Origin of the sequence: Erwinia oleae (assembly GCF_000770305.1) — a bacterium.
Classification (GTDB): domain Bacteria; phylum Pseudomonadota; class Gammaproteobacteria; order Enterobacterales; family Enterobacteriaceae; genus Erwinia; species Erwinia oleae.
This window is the reverse complement of the sequence record NZ_JNVB01000043.1, coordinates 1-13990: the sequence shown is the minus strand read 5'-3', so window position 1 is coordinate 13990 and position 13990 is coordinate 1. Positions and strand designations below refer to the sequence as shown.

Annotated in this window: 18 protein-coding genes and 1 pseudogene; 14 read left to right on the top strand and 5 right to left on the bottom strand. The window is 53.4% G+C overall.

The window, feature by feature from the left end; genetic code table 11:
• Positions 1 to 14 precede the first annotated feature (14 nt).
• The 11 genes from fliJ to GS12_RS14385 all read left to right on the top strand — a co-directional run bounded on the left by fliJ (position 15) and on the right by GS12_RS14385 (position 9157).
• Positions 15 to 461: a flagellar export protein FliJ gene (fliJ, locus tag GS12_RS14435; protein WP_034948251.1), complete on the top strand. Its 447-nt coding sequence runs from the start codon at positions 15 to 17 to the stop codon at positions 459 to 461.
• Positions 458 to 1735 (top strand): flagellar hook-length control protein FliK, encoded by a 1278-nt coding sequence (locus GS12_RS14430; RefSeq protein WP_034948250.1) that lies wholly within the window; start codon positions 458 to 460, stop codon positions 1733 to 1735. Before fliJ ends, GS12_RS14430 begins: the two co-directional genes overlap by 4 nt.
• Before the next feature lie 151 nt (positions 1736 to 1886).
• A complete protein-coding gene (gene fliL, locus GS12_RS14425; protein ID WP_034948249.1) occupies positions 1887 to 2366 on the top strand; it encodes a flagellar basal body-associated protein FliL in 480 nt (159 codons plus the stop codon).
• 4 nt (positions 2367 to 2370) lie between these two features.
• A complete protein-coding gene (gene fliM / locus GS12_RS14420) occupies positions 2371 to 3378 on the top strand; it encodes a flagellar motor switch protein FliM (protein WP_034948248.1) in 1008 nt (335 codons plus the stop codon).
• Positions 3371 to 3772 carry a flagellar motor switch protein FliN gene (gene fliN / locus GS12_RS14415; RefSeq protein WP_034915679.1) on the top strand — a complete coding sequence of 134 codons (402 nt, stop codon included), beginning with the start codon at positions 3371 to 3373 and terminating at the stop codon, positions 3770 to 3772. The genes fliM and fliN overlap by 8 nt, the downstream gene beginning before the upstream one ends.
• Complete coding sequence (gene fliO / locus GS12_RS14410) at positions 3772 to 4173, top strand: flagellar biosynthetic protein FliO (protein ID WP_034948247.1); 402 nt, start codon at positions 3772 to 3774, stop codon at positions 4171 to 4173. Before fliN ends, fliO begins: the two co-directional genes overlap by 1 nt.
• Entirely contained in the window at positions 4173 to 4907 is a 735-nt protein-coding gene (fliP, locus tag GS12_RS14405) for a flagellar type III secretion system pore protein FliP (RefSeq protein WP_034915684.1), read from the top strand. The genes fliO and fliP overlap by 1 nt, the downstream gene beginning before the upstream one ends.
• A gap of 39 nt (positions 4908 to 4946) precedes the next feature.
• Entirely contained in the window at positions 4947 to 5216 is a 270-nt protein-coding gene (gene fliQ / locus GS12_RS14400; protein WP_034915686.1) for a flagellar biosynthesis protein FliQ, read from the top strand.
• Entirely contained in the window at positions 5216 to 6001 is a 786-nt protein-coding gene (gene fliR, locus GS12_RS14395; RefSeq protein ID WP_034915688.1) for a flagellar biosynthetic protein FliR, read from the top strand. The genes fliQ and fliR overlap by 1 nt, the downstream gene beginning before the upstream one ends.
• Before the next feature lie 650 nt (positions 6002 to 6651).
• A complete protein-coding gene (gene rcsA, locus GS12_RS14390) occupies positions 6652 to 7287 on the top strand; it encodes a transcriptional regulator RcsA (protein WP_034948244.1) in 636 nt (211 codons plus the stop codon).
• A gap of 163 nt (positions 7288 to 7450) precedes the next feature.
• Positions 7451 to 9157, top strand: a complete 1707-nt coding sequence (locus GS12_RS14385; protein ID WP_034948241.1) for a methyl-accepting chemotaxis protein — start codon at positions 7451 to 7453, stop codon at positions 9155 to 9157.
• 46 nt (positions 9158 to 9203) lie between these two features.
• Here the strand turns inward: GS12_RS14385 and dsrB are convergent, their stop codons facing one another.
• Both dsrB and GS12_RS23395 read right to left on the bottom strand, forming a co-directional pair.
• Positions 9204 to 9398, bottom strand: coding sequence for a protein DsrB (dsrB, locus tag GS12_RS14380; RefSeq protein ID WP_034915690.1), 195 nt, complete (start codon positions 9396 to 9398; stop codon positions 9204 to 9206).
• A 63-nt stretch (positions 9399 to 9461) separates the two neighbouring features.
• Positions 9462 to 9620 (bottom strand): YqaE/Pmp3 family membrane protein, encoded by a 159-nt coding sequence (locus GS12_RS23395; RefSeq protein ID WP_034915692.1) that lies wholly within the window; start codon positions 9618 to 9620, stop codon positions 9462 to 9464.
• Between the two features lie 602 nt (positions 9621 to 10222).
• Here GS12_RS23395 and GS12_RS14370 point away from each other — a divergent pair.
• Positions 10223 to 11029, top strand: coding sequence for a mannosyl-3-phosphoglycerate phosphatase-related protein (locus GS12_RS14370; protein WP_034948238.1), 807 nt, complete (start codon positions 10223 to 10225; stop codon positions 11027 to 11029).
• Positions 11030 to 11068: 39 nt separating this feature from the next.
• The gene (locus tag GS12_RS14365; protein ID WP_034915697.1) at positions 11069 to 12289 is read left to right on the top strand and encodes a glycosyltransferase family protein; all 1221 of its coding nucleotides are present in this window, start codon (positions 11069 to 11071) and stop codon (positions 12287 to 12289) included.
• Between the two features lie 66 nt (positions 12290 to 12355).
• Here the strand turns inward: GS12_RS14365 and GS12_RS25165 are convergent, their stop codons facing one another.
• From GS12_RS25165 to GS12_RS14355, 3 genes are read right to left on the bottom strand one after another with little or no spacing between them, the layout of a single operon-like run.
• Positions 12356 to 12487 (bottom strand): hypothetical protein, encoded by a 132-nt coding sequence (locus GS12_RS25165; RefSeq protein ID WP_268747360.1) that lies wholly within the window; start codon positions 12485 to 12487, stop codon positions 12356 to 12358.
• A 38-nt stretch (positions 12488 to 12525) separates the two neighbouring features.
• On the bottom strand, positions 12526 to 13437 hold the full coding sequence (locus GS12_RS14360) for a DUF808 family protein (protein WP_034948236.1): 912 nt from the start codon (positions 13435 to 13437) through the stop codon (positions 12526 to 12528).
• 11 nt (positions 13438 to 13448) lie between these two features.
• Positions 13449 to 13724 carry a hypothetical protein gene (locus tag GS12_RS14355; RefSeq protein WP_034948233.1) on the bottom strand — a complete coding sequence of 92 codons (276 nt, stop codon included), beginning with the start codon at positions 13722 to 13724 and terminating at the stop codon, positions 13449 to 13451.
• Between the two features lie 167 nt (positions 13725 to 13891).
• Between GS12_RS14355 and GS12_RS24965 the strand changes: the two are divergent.
• Positions 13892 to 13990 (top strand): annotated as a pseudogene (locus GS12_RS24965) (EamA family transporter); the annotation flags it as partial.

Here is a 13990-nt window from a genome sequence, read left to right as displayed (position 1 = left end):
GTCCGGGAGAGGTTATGGCTAAACAAGCATCGCCCATCGATACCCTGTGCGATCTGGCGCAGAAAGACCTCGAAAAGGCCGCTATCCAGCTTGGCGACGTGCGACGTGCGCAGAAACAGGCCGATGAGCAGTTATTAATGCTGCTCAACTATCAGGATGAGTATCGCAAATCCCTGAACAATACGATGGCGGAGGGGATTGCCAGCACCCGCTGGTACAACTATCACCAGTTTATTGAAACGCTGGAAAAAGCGATTGTGCAGCACCGCCAGCAGCTGGCGCACTGGAACAGTCGGGTAGAAAACGCGCTGAACTTCTGGCGCGACAAACAGCAGCGGCTGCACGCCTATGAAACCCTTCAGGCGCGCGCGCAGGCTAACGTACTCTTACAAGAAAACCGTCTCGATCAGAAACGGATGGATGAATTTGCCCAGCGGGCATCATTGAGGAAAGGCGAATGATTACGTTGCCAGGTGTGACTTCCGGAATTAAACCCAGCGCGAGCCACGGTAAAGCTGACACCGCCCAGGCCGATGCCGCTGCCGATATCGCTGGCGCAGGCGCAGGCGACAGCGTTGACGGCGTGCAGGGCAAAGCGCCTCAGGGCTTTGTCGCCCTGCTCGGTAATAAACTCCTGTCGCTGGCGAAACAGAGTGAATCCGCCGGTCAGACAACTGACGCGGCCGAAACCGCCGAAACCGGCCAGGCCTCAAAAGAGAAACTGAACGCGTTGCTGATGTCGCCAGATAAGCCAGAAACGCTGAACGCGCTGCTCACCCGGCAGCCCGGTGCTAAAGACGAGGTGAAAACCGTCAGTGATGAGAAAGAAGATGAACAGCATCCGGCTGTCTCGCTCAGCGACAGCGATATGCAAACTCTTCAGGCGCTTTTCGCCATGCTGCCGCCAACGGCGACCCAACCGACCGGCAGCGCGCTGAGAAACGGCGAGGCGGTAACGGAGGACGTGCAGGATAAAGTGGGCAAACAGAGCACGCTCGGCGCGATGCTGACCGGCGATACGCAAGCCGCTGCCGATAAAACGGGTAAAAGCCTGACCGCCAGCCTTAATCAGAGCGCGGCACACGCACCGAGTGCGCCTGTCGATGTTGCCTCGCAAACCAGCACGTTTCAGCAGGTAATGAGCCAGGCCGGTAAAGAAGCCGATAAAGATAATTCAGTTGCCGCGCCTGCCACGACCACCAGCAATACGCTGCTCGGCGCAGCGTCGGCCGCCGTTACGCCTGCCACCGTCTCTCCGTTTACTGCCACGGCAGCTGCGCCGCAGCTTACCTCACAGTTAGGGAGTGAGGAGTGGCAACAGGCGCTGGGACAGCAGATCCTTATGTTCAGCCGCAACGGCCAGCAGAGCGCCGAGCTGCATTTGCATCCACAGGATCTTGGCAGCATCCAGATCAGCCTGAAACTGGATAACGATCAGGCGCAGCTCAGCATGGTTTCCAACCACAGTCATGTACGTGCCGCACTTGAAGCCGCGCTTCCGCAGCTGCGCACCGCCCTGGCGGAAAACGGCATCAGTCTGGGCCAAAGCAACGTCAGCAGTGACGCATTCCAACAGGGGCAAAGCTTTAACGGACAGCAGCAGCAACCGCGTAACAGCGGCGGCAATACCTTCAGCCTCACCGCTGACGGCGACGCCGATGTGACGCCGCTGGCGGTGCCCGCCTCGCTCCAGGCGCGCGCTTCCGGCAACAGCGCCGTCGATATTTTTGCCTGATAAAGACAAACGCCTAAGCTAGCGGCAAAACCCGCGTCTTTTCTGCCTATTGTTTGGCGCAAGACGCGGGATAATCTGCCCATAAAGCCGGAGGAAATAAGAACGACGTTGTTCAAATCCTCCTACATCATCACAGGAAGTCATAGCTCATATGTCTGATAAAAAAGCCAAAAGCGGAAAACGCAAGCTCCTGCTGCCGATATTACTGGTGGTGACTCTGGTCGCTTGTAGCGTGGCGGGCTATATAGTCTGGCGCATGAAGAGCACTTCCGCCGATGCCGCTCAGGCCCACAAGCCGGAGCCGCCTCCCGCGCCGGTGTTTTTTGCGATGGATACTTTTACGGTTAACCTGATCAATCCAGATAACGATCCCGATCGCGTGCTGTACGTGGGCTTTACGCTACGTCTGCCCGATGAAGAGACGCGTCGTCGCATGAACGATTTTCTGCCGGAAGTGCGCAGCCGTTTGCTGCTGCTGCTCTCACGTCAGAATGCCGCTTCATTGGCCAACGAACAGGGCAAACAGGCGCTGGTGTCAGAAATTAAAGCTGTACTGGCGCCACCGCTGGTACCCGGTCAGCCTCAGCAGGTAGTGAGCGACGTGCTCTTCACTGCGTTTATCCTGAGGTAATAACATGGGCGACAGCATTCTTTCACAGGCGGAAATTGACGCGTTGCTCAACGGCGACAGCGACAGCGCGGCAGAAGATAACGATAAAAACGCTGGCGATGGTGATATTCGTCCCTACGATCCCAATACCCAGCGTCGCATGGTTCGCGAACGTTTACAGGCGCTGGAGATCATTAACGAACGTTTTGCACGCTCGTATCGTATGGCACTGTTCAATTTGCTGCGTCGTAGCCCGGATATCACCGTCGGCGCAATCAAGATCCAGCCATACCATGAGTTTGCGCGCAACCTGCCGGTGCCAACCAACCTGAACCTGATTCAGCTTAAGCCGCTGCGCGGGACGGCGCTGGTGGTATTTTCGCCAAGCCTGGTGTTTATTGCTGTTGATAACCTGTTTGGTGGCGACGGTCGTTTTCCGACCAAAGTGGAAGGCCGCGAATTCACCGCCACCGAGCAACGTGTGATCCGTCGCATGCTCAAACTGGCGCTTGAAGGCTATAGTGAAGCATGGAAGCCTATCTATCCGATTGAAGTGGAATATGTTCGCTCGGAAATGCAGGTGAAGTTTACCAACATCACCACGTCCCCGAACGATATCGTGATCACCACACCGTTCCACGTTGAGATCGGCAACCTGGTAGGCGAATTTACTATCTGCATTCCGTTCGCCATGATCGAACCGCTGCGTGAAACGCTGGTCAACCCGCCGCTGGAGAACTCGCGTCAGGAAGATCATCAGTGGCGCGAGACGCTGGTTAAGCAGGTTCAGCACTCCGAACTGGAGCTGGTTGCTAACTTTGCCGACGTGTCGATGCGCATTTCACGCCTGCTGGCGCTGAAGCCTGGCGATGTATTACCGATTGATAAACCGGATCGCATTATCGCGCACGTTGATGGCGTCCCGGTATTAACCAGCCAGTACGGTACCCTGAACGGACAGTACGCGCTGCGCGTTGAACATCTGATTAACCCGATTTTGCACTCGATGAATGAGGAACAGCCCGATGAGTGATACCAATAAGCCGTCCGAAGACGACATCTCCGCGGACGACCTGTGGGCTGACGCGATGAATGAGCAGGCCAGCACCACCCCAACGGAAAGCGTCTTTAAAAGCTTTGAAAGCAATGACGTTGCCGGTTCGCTCCAGGATATCGATCTGATTATGGATATCCCGGTCAAGCTGACCGTTGAGCTGGGCCGTACCAAAATGACCATTAAAGAGTTGCTGCGCCTGACGCAGGGTTCGGTGGTCGCGCTGGAAGGTCTGGCGGGCGAGCCGCTGGATATTCTCATCAACGGCTACCTGATCGCGCAGGGCGAAGTGGTGGTGGTTGCTGATAAATACGGCGTGCGCATTACCGATATCATTACGCCGTCTGAACGTATGCGTCGTCTGAGCCGCTAATGAACGAAAAAACAACCCAGGTACAGCATCAGCCGGTTGGTCAGCCGGCCATCTCTACCGGTTCGATGCTGACGCAGGTCAGCACCGTTCTGGCCGTGATTATTCTGTTGATCCTCGCCGGCGCGTGGCTGGCAAAGCGCTTTGGCTTTGCGCCTAAACGCGGCGTCCGTGGGCAGAAAAGCCTTTCTGTCAGCGCAAGCTGTCAGGTAGGACAGCGCGAGCGCGTGGTGATTGTCAACGTGGAAAATGCTCGCCTGGTCCTCGGCGTAACCAGCCAGCAGATTACCCATCTGCACACGCTGCCGCCCGCCCCGGAAGAAGAAAATGTGGAACCTCCGGCTGCTCCGGCAGACTTCCGTCAGGTTTTGCAGACGTTAATCAAACGCCCCGGAAAGCCATAATGAAACGCACTCTGTCTCTGCTGGCGCTGCTTTTACTGCTGGCGCCGGGCGCTCACGCGCAGCTTCCTGGTCTGATTAGTCAACCGATGTCTAACGGCGGACAGAGCTGGTCCTTGCCGGTGCAGACGCTGGTTTTTATTACCTCGTTGACTTTTCTTCCGGCCATTTTGCTGATGATGACCAGCTTTACCCGCATCATTATCGTATTTGGTTTGCTGCGCAACGCGCTTGGTACGCCCTCTGCGCCGCCTAACCAGGTTCTGCTTGGCCTGGCGCTGTTCCTGACCTTTTTCATTATGGGCCCGGTGTTCGACAAGATTTACGATGAAGCCTACCTGCCGTTCAGCCAGGACAAAATCAGCATGCAGGTGGCGATTGATAAAGGCGCTCAGCCGCTGCGTGAGTTTATGCTGCGTCAGACGCGTGAGGCCGACCTGGCACTTTTCGCGCGCCTCGCCAACACGCCGCCGTTGCAGGGACCGGAAGCCGTGCCGATGCGTATTCTTCTGCCCGCTTACGTTACCAGCGAGCTGAAAACAGCCTTCCAGATTGGTTTTACCGTTTTCATTCCGTTTCTGATTATTGACCTGGTCGTTGCCAGCGTACTGATGGCGCTGGGGATGATGATGGTGCCGCCGGCGACCATTTCGCTGCCCTTTAAGCTGATGCTTTTTGTTCTGGTGGATGGCTGGCAATTGCTGGTGGGATCGCTGGCGCAGAGCTTTTATTCGTAACGTCCGGCGAACCCGGCCCTTAGGTCTTTTGGAGTCACTATGACACCTGAATCGGTTATGGTTATTGGTCACGATGCCATGCAGGTCGCGCTGGCATTGGCCGCCCCCCTGCTGTTGGCCGCGCTGCTCAGCGGTCTGGTTATCAGCCTGCTTCAGGCGGCAACGCAGATTAATGAACAAACGCTGTCGTTCATTCCTAAAATTCTGGCCGTTGTGACCACTATCGTGGTGGCGGGCCCGTGGATGCTGAATCTGGTGCTGGACTATATGCGCACCCTGTTTAGCAATCTGCCTTATATGATCGGTTAATGATTACCTTCGACAGCAGTCAGCTGATTGCGTGGACCAGCCAGCTTTTCTGGCCGCTGGCCCGCGTGCTGGCATTGATCATGACCGCGCCGCTGCTCAGCGAAAAAGCCATCAGCCGAAAAGTGAAGCTGGGGCTGGGCGTGATGATCACCTGGGTATTAATCCCCTCGCTGCCGCCGGTAAATATGACGCTGTTCTCAGTTGGCGGCTTCTGGCTGCTGATTCAGCAAATTCTTATAGGCATCGCGATAGGTTTTACGATGCAATTCGCTTTCGCTGCGGTACGGACTGCCGGAGAAGTGATTGGTTTGCAAATGGGCTTGTCCTTCGCCACCTTCTTTGATCCTGCCAGCCGCCTGAACATGCCGGTGCTGGCGCGCTTTATGGATCTGCTGGTCATGCTGCTGTTTTTAACCTTCAACGGCCATCTCTGGCTGATTTCGATGGTCGCCGACAGTTTTCATACCTTGCCTATCGGCGGCGAACCCGTTAACGCAAACGCGTTTATGGCGCTGACTAAAGCGGCAAGTCTGATTTTCCTTAATGGCCTGCGATTAGCGCTGCCGTTGATTACTCTGCTGCTCACGCTTAACCTGGCCCTGGGTTTGTTAAACCGCGTTGCACCTCAGCTCTCTGTATTCGCCATTGGCTTTCCTGTTACCTTATCATTGGGCATTGTTTTCCTGAGCCTGATGATGCCTCTCATAGCGCCTTTCAGTGAACATTTGTTCAGTGAGGTGTTCGATCTACTCTCCTCTATTTTGTCTGAAATGCCAGGTAAGTAATCTTAACTATTTCCTAGTAATGAGATAAGCATTGTTAAGCGTTGAAAATGTATAGCTGCATTTTCCGATCCATATTTATCAGAATTTCATTAAGGAAATTCTGATAAGAAGAGTGCGCCAGTGAAAATAATTCTTATCAAGCCGGATATGACGTATTTTATGAAGGGTAAAATGTGTATCATTGCGCGGTACGCAGTCGCACCGTTTCTATCAAGCTGCTGATTTTTAATAAGTTTTTAATTATTCAGGCTTTGATGCATTGATGACTATACAAAAGATGATGTCAACGCTTTTTTCACAGGCATTCATTCGAAAAATGAATGTTTTTTAGGATTCGTCCTATCAGAATTTTCTGCGATCTGCGCGATAGTGTCGTGGATCACAAAAATGACTTTCAACACTGTACATTGATAATTTAGTCAGAGAACCCATAAAAAATGAGCAATTTCAGTAACCTGGTTAACTGAGAAACGATTTGCTTTAAAACAGATGGGCAGGATGAATGCGGCTTTTCAAGCGCCTTTGACAGTTTAAGAAAGAAATAATAATGAGATCGCCATTCAGCATTTAATTAGTACTACACAGTTACTACACAAACGCGTAATTCATCGTTGATTTAAACGGATAACAATTTGGTGAGGGTCACTATTATGCCAACGATTATAATGGATTCATGCAACTACACACGGCTTGGGCTCATGGACTATATGTCAGTTAAAGGGGTGAAAAAGAAAAATATTACCTCCGTTAGCGACATTGAACAGCTACAAACAAAATGTCAGCAGCTTCAGCCGGGCGTGGTTTTTATTAATGAAGATTGTTTCATTCATGAAGCTGACGCCAGCCAGCGCATCAGAGCCATTATCATGCACCACCCTGATACACTGTTTTTTATTTTTATGGCTATCTCTAATATTCATTTCGAGGAGTATCTGTACGTTCGTAAGAACCTGATTATTACCTCAAAAGCGATTAAGCCTGCAACACTGGATAGTTTATTACTGGCGTATTTTCAAAAAAATAACAATATATCTTCACGCTACTCAGCCAGCAGTGAGATTCATCCTTTGACGCTCAGTCAGACCGAATCAAACATGCTTAAAATGTGGATGTCTGGCCACGATACCATACAGATATCGGATAAAATGCAAATTAAGGCCAAGACGGTTTCTTCCCATAAAGGCAATATTAAGCGTAAAATCAAAACACACAACAAGCAGGTTATTTACCATGTGGTCCGCCTGACCGATAACGTGACCAGCGGTATCTACGTCAACGTCAGGTGACAGTGACCCGAAAGCCGGCGCCAGCCGGCTTTTTTTTGCTCTTCTTTCTCATTATGTTATCTGGATCTCATTTCCCGTCTCACCCTTTTTTCTTCTCTGCCGATGTTCTTAAGCGACTTCTACAACACCTCGCATTGATCATCCTTACAGAGAGCAAATGCACATGAAATCATTACAGCTTAGTGCCGAACCGAATGGGATTAGCTTCTGGCAACATCTGCGCCTCGTTCCCTTATTTACCGTTATCCTTGGCGGCATTCTCTTGTTATTCGCCTTGTGTATCGGCCTCGCCAGCTACTTTCTGACCCACAGTAATCAGTCATTAAAGGATGTTACCGAAGAGATTCAGGTACGCATGGCGGTTTCTAACAGTTCTAATAACCTGCGTACCGCCCGACTCAACATTATCCAGGCAGGTGCGTCAGCGCGCATTGGCGAAATGGACGCTTTTGAAGCCGCCATGAAGCAGACGGACAAACGTATCCGGCAGGCCAGCGACAGCTTCACCAGCTATCTCAATCGTCGGGTAAAAACGCCTGCCGATGCGGCCATGGATAACGATCTGAAAACACGCTTTGAAGCCTATCTGAATCAGGGGCTGCTGCCGATGGTTAAGGCCGCGAAAGACGGCAGCTTTGAAGGGGTGATTTCGCAGGAGACCGAGACCACACGCAAGCTGGACGATGCTTATAACGCCATCCTGCTGAAAGCGATTCAAATCCGCACCGAACGCGCCAGCGCGATCAACGCCGAAGCGCAGCGGGAGACACGTCTGAGCTTTATTATGATGGCCTGCGCCTTTGCCGCCGCGCTGCTGCTCACCCTGACCACCTTCATCTTCCTGCGCCGGGTGGTGATTACGCCACTCCATCAGGCGGTAGAGCGTATAGAGCGGATATCGCAGGGCGATCTCACTGCACCGATACAGCAGTGGGGGCGCGGCGAGATCGGCATGCTGGGCAGTAATTTGCAAATTATGCAGCAGTCGCTGGTTCAGACGGTTGGCGTGGTTCGCGAAGGGGCGGTGGCTATCTACCAGGGCTCCAGCGAGATCACCGCAGGTAATACCGATCTCTCGTCACGTACCGAGCAACAGGCCGCCGCGCTTGAGCAGACGGCCGCCAGCATGGAGCAACTGACCGCCACGGTGAAACAGAACGCCGAGAATGCGCATCACGCCAGCCAGCTGGCCGCAGATGCGTCAGGCAAAGCGCATCAGGGCGGCAGTATTGTCTCCGGCGTGATCGCTACCATGAACAACATTTCCGGCAGCTCGAAGAAAATTGCCGAAATCACCACCGTGATCAACAGCATTGCATTTCAGACCAACATTCTGGCGCTTAATGCGGCGGTAGAAGCGGCCAGAGCGGGCGAGCAGGGTCGCGGTTTTGCCGTGGTGGCGAGCGAGGTACGTAATCTGGCGCAGCGCAGCGCCGGTGCGGCAAAAGAGATTGAGGGGTTGATTGCCGAGTCGGTGTCACTTATCGATAAAGGCTCCTCTGAGGTGAGCCATGCCGGCGAAACCATGACCGATATTGTCGGCGCCGTAGGCCGGGTAACGGATATCATGGCGGAGATCGCGGCCGCCTCGGATGAGCAGAGTCGCGGCATTCAGCAGGTCAGCGTAGCCGTTACTGAAATGGATAACGTCACGCAGCAGAACGCCTCGCTGGTTGAAGAAGCGACGGCCGCCGCCTCGTCGCTGGAAGAACAGGCTTCGCGTCTGACTCAGGCCGTTGCAGCCTTTCGCCTCCGCGAGAGCGCACCGCGCGCCGCCCCGCCGGTGGTGCCAGCCCTGACAACGTTGAAGACGCCTGCCCTGCCCGCTCGCCCTGCGCTGGCGGAAGGCAATAACTGGGAAACGTTTTGAGTCAATGCAGCATGCAGCGGCGAAAGCCGCTGCACGTCAGAAACCGTCACCCTGCCGGATGCGGTTCGACAAAAATGCCATCGGTATGGCCAACTTCGTTAAAGAACCAGATCCCCATTGGATAGTCTTCCAGCGAAACAAGAAACATCGTCCCTTCGCTGAACTCTTCCACCGCCAGCACTTTACCCGGACGCCGTTCGCCGCCATCCGTCTTAACCGTAACGTGATCGTTGACCTTCATCGCATTCCCTCCCGTGTGTGCGCTAAGTTTATCTGAAATTACTGCACGGCGCAGCGTGAGCGGTTAACGGCGCGCGATGACCCAGACGGCGTGCACGATGCCGGGAATGTAGCCACAAATCGTCAGCAGAATATTAAGCCAGAAGGCGCCGCCAAAGCCGACCTGCATGAAAACGCCCAAAGGTGGCAGAAGAATGGCAATAACAATGCGTAAAAAATCCATAAACGATCCTTTTTTAAAAGAGTAGCTCTTATAATTGATTGATAAGCTTAGCCGTTTATCACCACTTTGCCTTACCTCTAACGTAAAGCATCGTAATCCTCTTTTTCACTTTCTTAACGTTTCCTGACGAGATTTATAACAGCGTAAAATCTTACACTTCTTTCACTGCTCCACCCAAAGGCGCAGACGTAACAAGGATTTTGCCCGCGCAGCGCGGGCTTTTTTTTTGCCCGTTAAAAATAAAAAAACCCGGCCAGTGGCCGGGTATGAAAGTTCATAAATAAAATTCGTTACACAGGAAATTCTTAGACCAACAAAGCGTAGCGCAACTCAAGACTAAGACAAGTCTTAAGTTCAACGTTTATCTCCCTGACTTTGCAGCCTGTTTTTAAACCACTCCCTCGTGATGCCAGTGCTGACGCCGCCTGCCAAAACGCAAACTTGTTTCCTGGGTGATTATCAGCCCGCTATCTTTTGAGAAAATTCCTGGTTTTCCCTGCACCGTTCCCTTTTCGCCGGGTAAAGAAGCCTCTACCAAAGAGCAGTAAGTCTATACTCCATGATAATGCAGCACTTTTGCCGCACAGATGAGGAATGCCAATATGCCAACGGTGCAGGATCCTTTAATGATAGTGACCGACCTGGATGGTTCACTGCTCGATCATCACACTTACGGCTGGGAGCCTGCTCAATCATGGCTCGACAGGCTGAATGCCGCCGACGTGCCAGTCGTGATCTGTTCCAGCAAGACGGCTGCGGAGATCGTGCCGCTTCAGCAGACGTTGGGCATTTCCGGCGCGCCCTGGATTGGCGAAAACGGCGCGGTAGTTAACGGCGGCGATGTCAGCGAGGTGCCGCCGCTCATCCCTGATGGCAAGGATTATCCCGCCATTTGCCAAACCCTGGCGCAGTTACGCAATCAGCAGGGCTTCAAATTCATTGGTTTTGCCGACGTCACGGAAAAAGAAGTTTCGGAGTGGACGGGCCTGACGCCAGGCGATGCGGCGCTGGCGAAAGATCGTCAGGGTTCAGAGAGCATCATCTGGCGTGACAGCCAGGAGAACTTTGATCGTTTCCAGCAGGCGCTGAAAGAACAACGCCTGGCGCTGATTCAGGGCGGGCGCTTCTGGCACGTGATGAATGAAGGCAGCGGCAAAGCCACGGCGCTGGCGTGGCTGCTGAAGCATATCCCCTCGCGCGCCGGGCAGCCCTGGATTACGTTAGGGCTGGGCGACGGACCGAATGATGCGCCCATGCTGGACAGCACGGATTATGCCGTTGTCATTAAAGGCTATAACAACACGCCCGTTACGCTTTCACGTCGCGATGAAGCGCGGATCTACCGCTGCGCGCTTTATGGCCCCGAAGGCTGGAGCGAAGGCCTGACCTGGTTTTTAGCGCAGGAGTAGCGCTTTTTTTCGCAAGATAATTCGATTAAGGGGAATGTAATGAGTGATTTTTTTCAGAATGGCGTGATAACAAATTTCCATAATTTAACCGGACGTTCCGTTGAAACGCTTGAGGAAGATCTGGTTCGCTTCTCTGAAAAGCGCAAAATGGCGTTGATCCTTCCCTCGCTCTTCTCCGAACTGGAAGGCCCGGCGCTCGGTAAAATTGTCGATGAACTGGCGAAGGTGCCCTATCTCGAAGAGATTGTGATTGGTCTCGATCGTGCCGACCGCGAACAGTTTTTATTCGCGCGGGAGTTCTTTTCGCGGCTGCCGCAGCGTCACCGTATCCTGTGGAACGACGGCCCGAGACTGAAAGCACTGGACGCCGAGCTGGACAAAGAGGGACTGTCGCCTTCTCAGCCAGGTAAAGGCCGCAACGTCTGGTTCTGCACCGGCTACACGCTGGCATCAGACCGCTCCTCCTGCGTGGCGCTGCACGACTGCGATATTGTCACCTATGAGCGAGGCATGCTGGCGCGACTGCTCTACCCGCTGGCCAACCCTGCGTTTCAGTATGAGTTCTGTAAGGGATTCTACGCTCGCGTCGCCGACGGCAAACTGAATGGCCGCGTAGGCCGATTGCTGGTTGGGCCGCTGCTGCGTTCGCTACAAAAGGTTTACGGGCACTCGGAGTATCTCGACTACCTGAGCAGCTTCCGCTATCCGCTGTCGGGCGAATTTGCCATGCGCACCCACGTGCTCAACGGCATCAAGCTGCCGGGCGACTGGGGACTGGAGATCGGCGTGTTATCGGAAATTTATCGTAACTACACCACGCGACAAAGCTGTCAGGTGGAGATCGCCGATAACTACGACCACAAACATCAACCGCTCTCCGAAGAGGACGGCACGGGCGGATTGCGCCGGATGAGCAACGATATCGTGCAGTCACTGCTGCGTAAGATGGCAACCATGGGTGTGAATATTACCAGCGACTCTTTCCGCGTGCTGAAGGCCACCTATTATCGTAACGCGCTCGATATGATGGAAACCTACAGCCATGAGGCGACGATGAACGGCCTGAAGTTCGATCAGCATGCTGAAGAGGCAGCGGTTGAAATGTTTACTCAGGCGATCCTTGATGCAGGCCAGTCGTTTATCGAGCGCCCGAACGAAAAGCCGTTTATACCGAGCTGGAGCCGCGTGCAGTCTGCGTTTCCGGATATCCTGCAACGCATCTATAAAGCCGTAGAAGAGGATAACGAAGGGAACGTGTAACGTTTCCGGCGACGGCGAAACGTAAAAAAAGCGGGTGAATTCACCCGCTTTTTGTTTGCGCCCTGGTCAGATTTTACAGCCTTCGCAGTCCGCTTCGTCACTGAGATCCTGCGGCACTTCGCGGGCTTTCTCTTCTGCTCTGGCTTCTGCCTGCTCTAACTGAGCATCAATATCAAATTCGAAAATGTCGTCTTTCATCGTCACTCCTGCGTAGTCTGAATGCACATCGTCTGCTTTTATACTGATTTACCCCGCACTTTGGCAATCAGATTGACCACCAACAGCACAATCGCACCCACTATCAACCCGGCCACCAGGTTTGCCAGGTTGACGATAATCGAGCCGCTGACGCCGCCATGCCCCGCCGTGAAATGCTCAATTGCATGGTGAAGGGCAGGCACGCCGTGAACAACAATACCGCCGCCGACTAAAAACATCGCCAGCGTGCCGACCACCGACAGAATCTTCATCATCCACGGCGCCATCGCCAGCAGCGCGCCGCCAATGCTTTTCGCTACCGCAGAAGATTTTTCCTGCAACCACATGCCTAAATCATCAATTTTAACAATGCCGGCCACGATGCCATAGACCCCCACAGTCACCAGGATCGCGATGCCGGAAAGGATCAGCACCTGGTTGAGCAGCGGCGCCTCGGCAACAATCCCCAGGGTAATGGCCACGATTTCAGCAGAGAGAATAAAATCGGTACGCACCGCGCCCTTGATTTTTTTCTTCTCGAATTCCGCCGCATTCTCCTTGCCCAGGCTTTGTAGCCGCTTTTCGCGCGCCTCCGGCGTTTTCTCTGATTTGTCCTTGTGGACGCTGTGCAGCACCTTTTCCATGCCTTCATAGCAAAGGTAAGCGCCGCCAATCATCAACAGCGGCGTAATCGCCCACGGCGCCAGCGCGCTGATCACCAGCGCCAGCGGCACCAGAATCAGCTTATTAATAAACGAACCTTTTGCCACGCCCCACACCACCGGCAGTTCACGGTTGGCTTTCACTCCGCTTACCTGCTGCGCGTTCAGCGAAAGATCGTCTCCCAGCACACCCGCGGTTTTTTTTGCCGCAATCTTTCCCATTACCGAAATATCATCCAGCAGCGTGGTGATATCATCTAACAGCGTCAGTAAGCTACTTCCGGCCAAAATGCGTTTCCTTATTCCAGTTCATTATGCTGACAGCAGGGACAAACCTGCACTTCAACCACAGCCATATCGGCAATACCGTCACACTCCCATTCCACTCTCACCGGCTGACCCTGCGCTTCGGTATGATGCAGAAATTTACTGACCGGACTTTCGGTCATGCCTGTAATCTCTTCGGTTGCCACCCGTTTCTCACCCACGTAAACATGCGCCGTCGCCTGCGCATTCACCATGCGTTCGCCGCTGAGTTTATAGAGCCGTTTTACCGTGAGTTTGATACTGTTCATGGTTCACCGTGAGAATGTTAACAAATGCGATCTTCATCAATTATGCACCAGCCACGTCGTTTATGGGATCACAATCCTTAGCCAGCGAAAAAATCCGCTTTTTCATTTGGTTGTGAGGCGGGTTTGAGGTTAAGTTAACGCAACGTTAATTAAAAAATAAGTGAATTATGTTACGCCGCGCCTCCTCTCTGCCCACCCTTATTGCCGCGCTGTTTGCCCTCTACTTTATTTGGGGTTCAACCTATTTTGTGATTCGCCTCGGCGTG

Excerpts from the sequence above, each read along its gene's own strand:
- fliJ (WP_034948251.1), top strand. The coding sequence starts at position 15 with ATGGCTAAACAAGCATCGCCCATCGATACCCTGTGCGATCTGGCGCAG.
- GS12_RS14430 (WP_034948250.1), top strand. The coding sequence starts at position 458 with ATGATTACGTTGCCAGGTGTGACTTCCGGAATTAAACCCAGCGCGAGC.
- fliL (WP_034948249.1), top strand. The coding sequence starts at position 1,887 with ATGTCTGATAAAAAAGCCAAAAGCGGAAAACGCAAGCTCCTGCTGCCG.
- fliM (WP_034948248.1), top strand. The coding sequence starts at position 2,371 with ATGGGCGACAGCATTCTTTCACAGGCGGAAATTGACGCGTTGCTCAAC.
- fliN (WP_034915679.1), top strand. The coding sequence starts at position 3,371 with ATGAGTGATACCAATAAGCCGTCCGAAGACGACATCTCCGCGGACGAC.
- fliO (WP_034948247.1), top strand. The coding sequence starts at position 3,772 with ATGAACGAAAAAACAACCCAGGTACAGCATCAGCCGGTTGGTCAGCCG.
- fliP (WP_034915684.1), top strand. The coding sequence starts at position 4,173 with ATGAAACGCACTCTGTCTCTGCTGGCGCTGCTTTTACTGCTGGCGCCG.
- fliQ (WP_034915686.1), top strand. The coding sequence starts at position 4,947 with ATGACACCTGAATCGGTTATGGTTATTGGTCACGATGCCATGCAGGTC.
- fliR (WP_034915688.1), top strand. The coding sequence starts at position 5,216 with ATGATTACCTTCGACAGCAGTCAGCTGATTGCGTGGACCAGCCAGCTT.
- rcsA (WP_034948244.1), top strand. The coding sequence starts at position 6,652 with ATGCCAACGATTATAATGGATTCATGCAACTACACACGGCTTGGGCTC.
- GS12_RS14385 (WP_034948241.1), top strand. The coding sequence starts at position 7,451 with ATGAAATCATTACAGCTTAGTGCCGAACCGAATGGGATTAGCTTCTGG.
- dsrB (WP_034915690.1), bottom strand. The coding sequence starts at position 9,398 with ATGAAGGTCAACGATCACGTTACGGTTAAGACGGATGGCGGCGAACGG.
- GS12_RS23395 (WP_034915692.1), bottom strand. The coding sequence starts at position 9,620 with ATGGATTTTTTACGCATTGTTATTGCCATTCTTCTGCCACCTTTGGGC.
- GS12_RS14370 (WP_034948238.1), top strand. The coding sequence starts at position 10,223 with ATGCCAACGGTGCAGGATCCTTTAATGATAGTGACCGACCTGGATGGT.
- GS12_RS14365 (WP_034915697.1), top strand. The coding sequence starts at position 11,069 with ATGAGTGATTTTTTTCAGAATGGCGTGATAACAAATTTCCATAATTTA.
- GS12_RS25165 (WP_268747360.1), bottom strand. The coding sequence starts at position 12,487 with ATGAAAGACGACATTTTCGAATTTGATATTGATGCTCAGTTAGAGCAG.
- GS12_RS14355 (WP_034948233.1), bottom strand. The coding sequence starts at position 13,724 with ATGAACAGTATCAAACTCACGGTAAAACGGCTCTATAAACTCAGCGGC.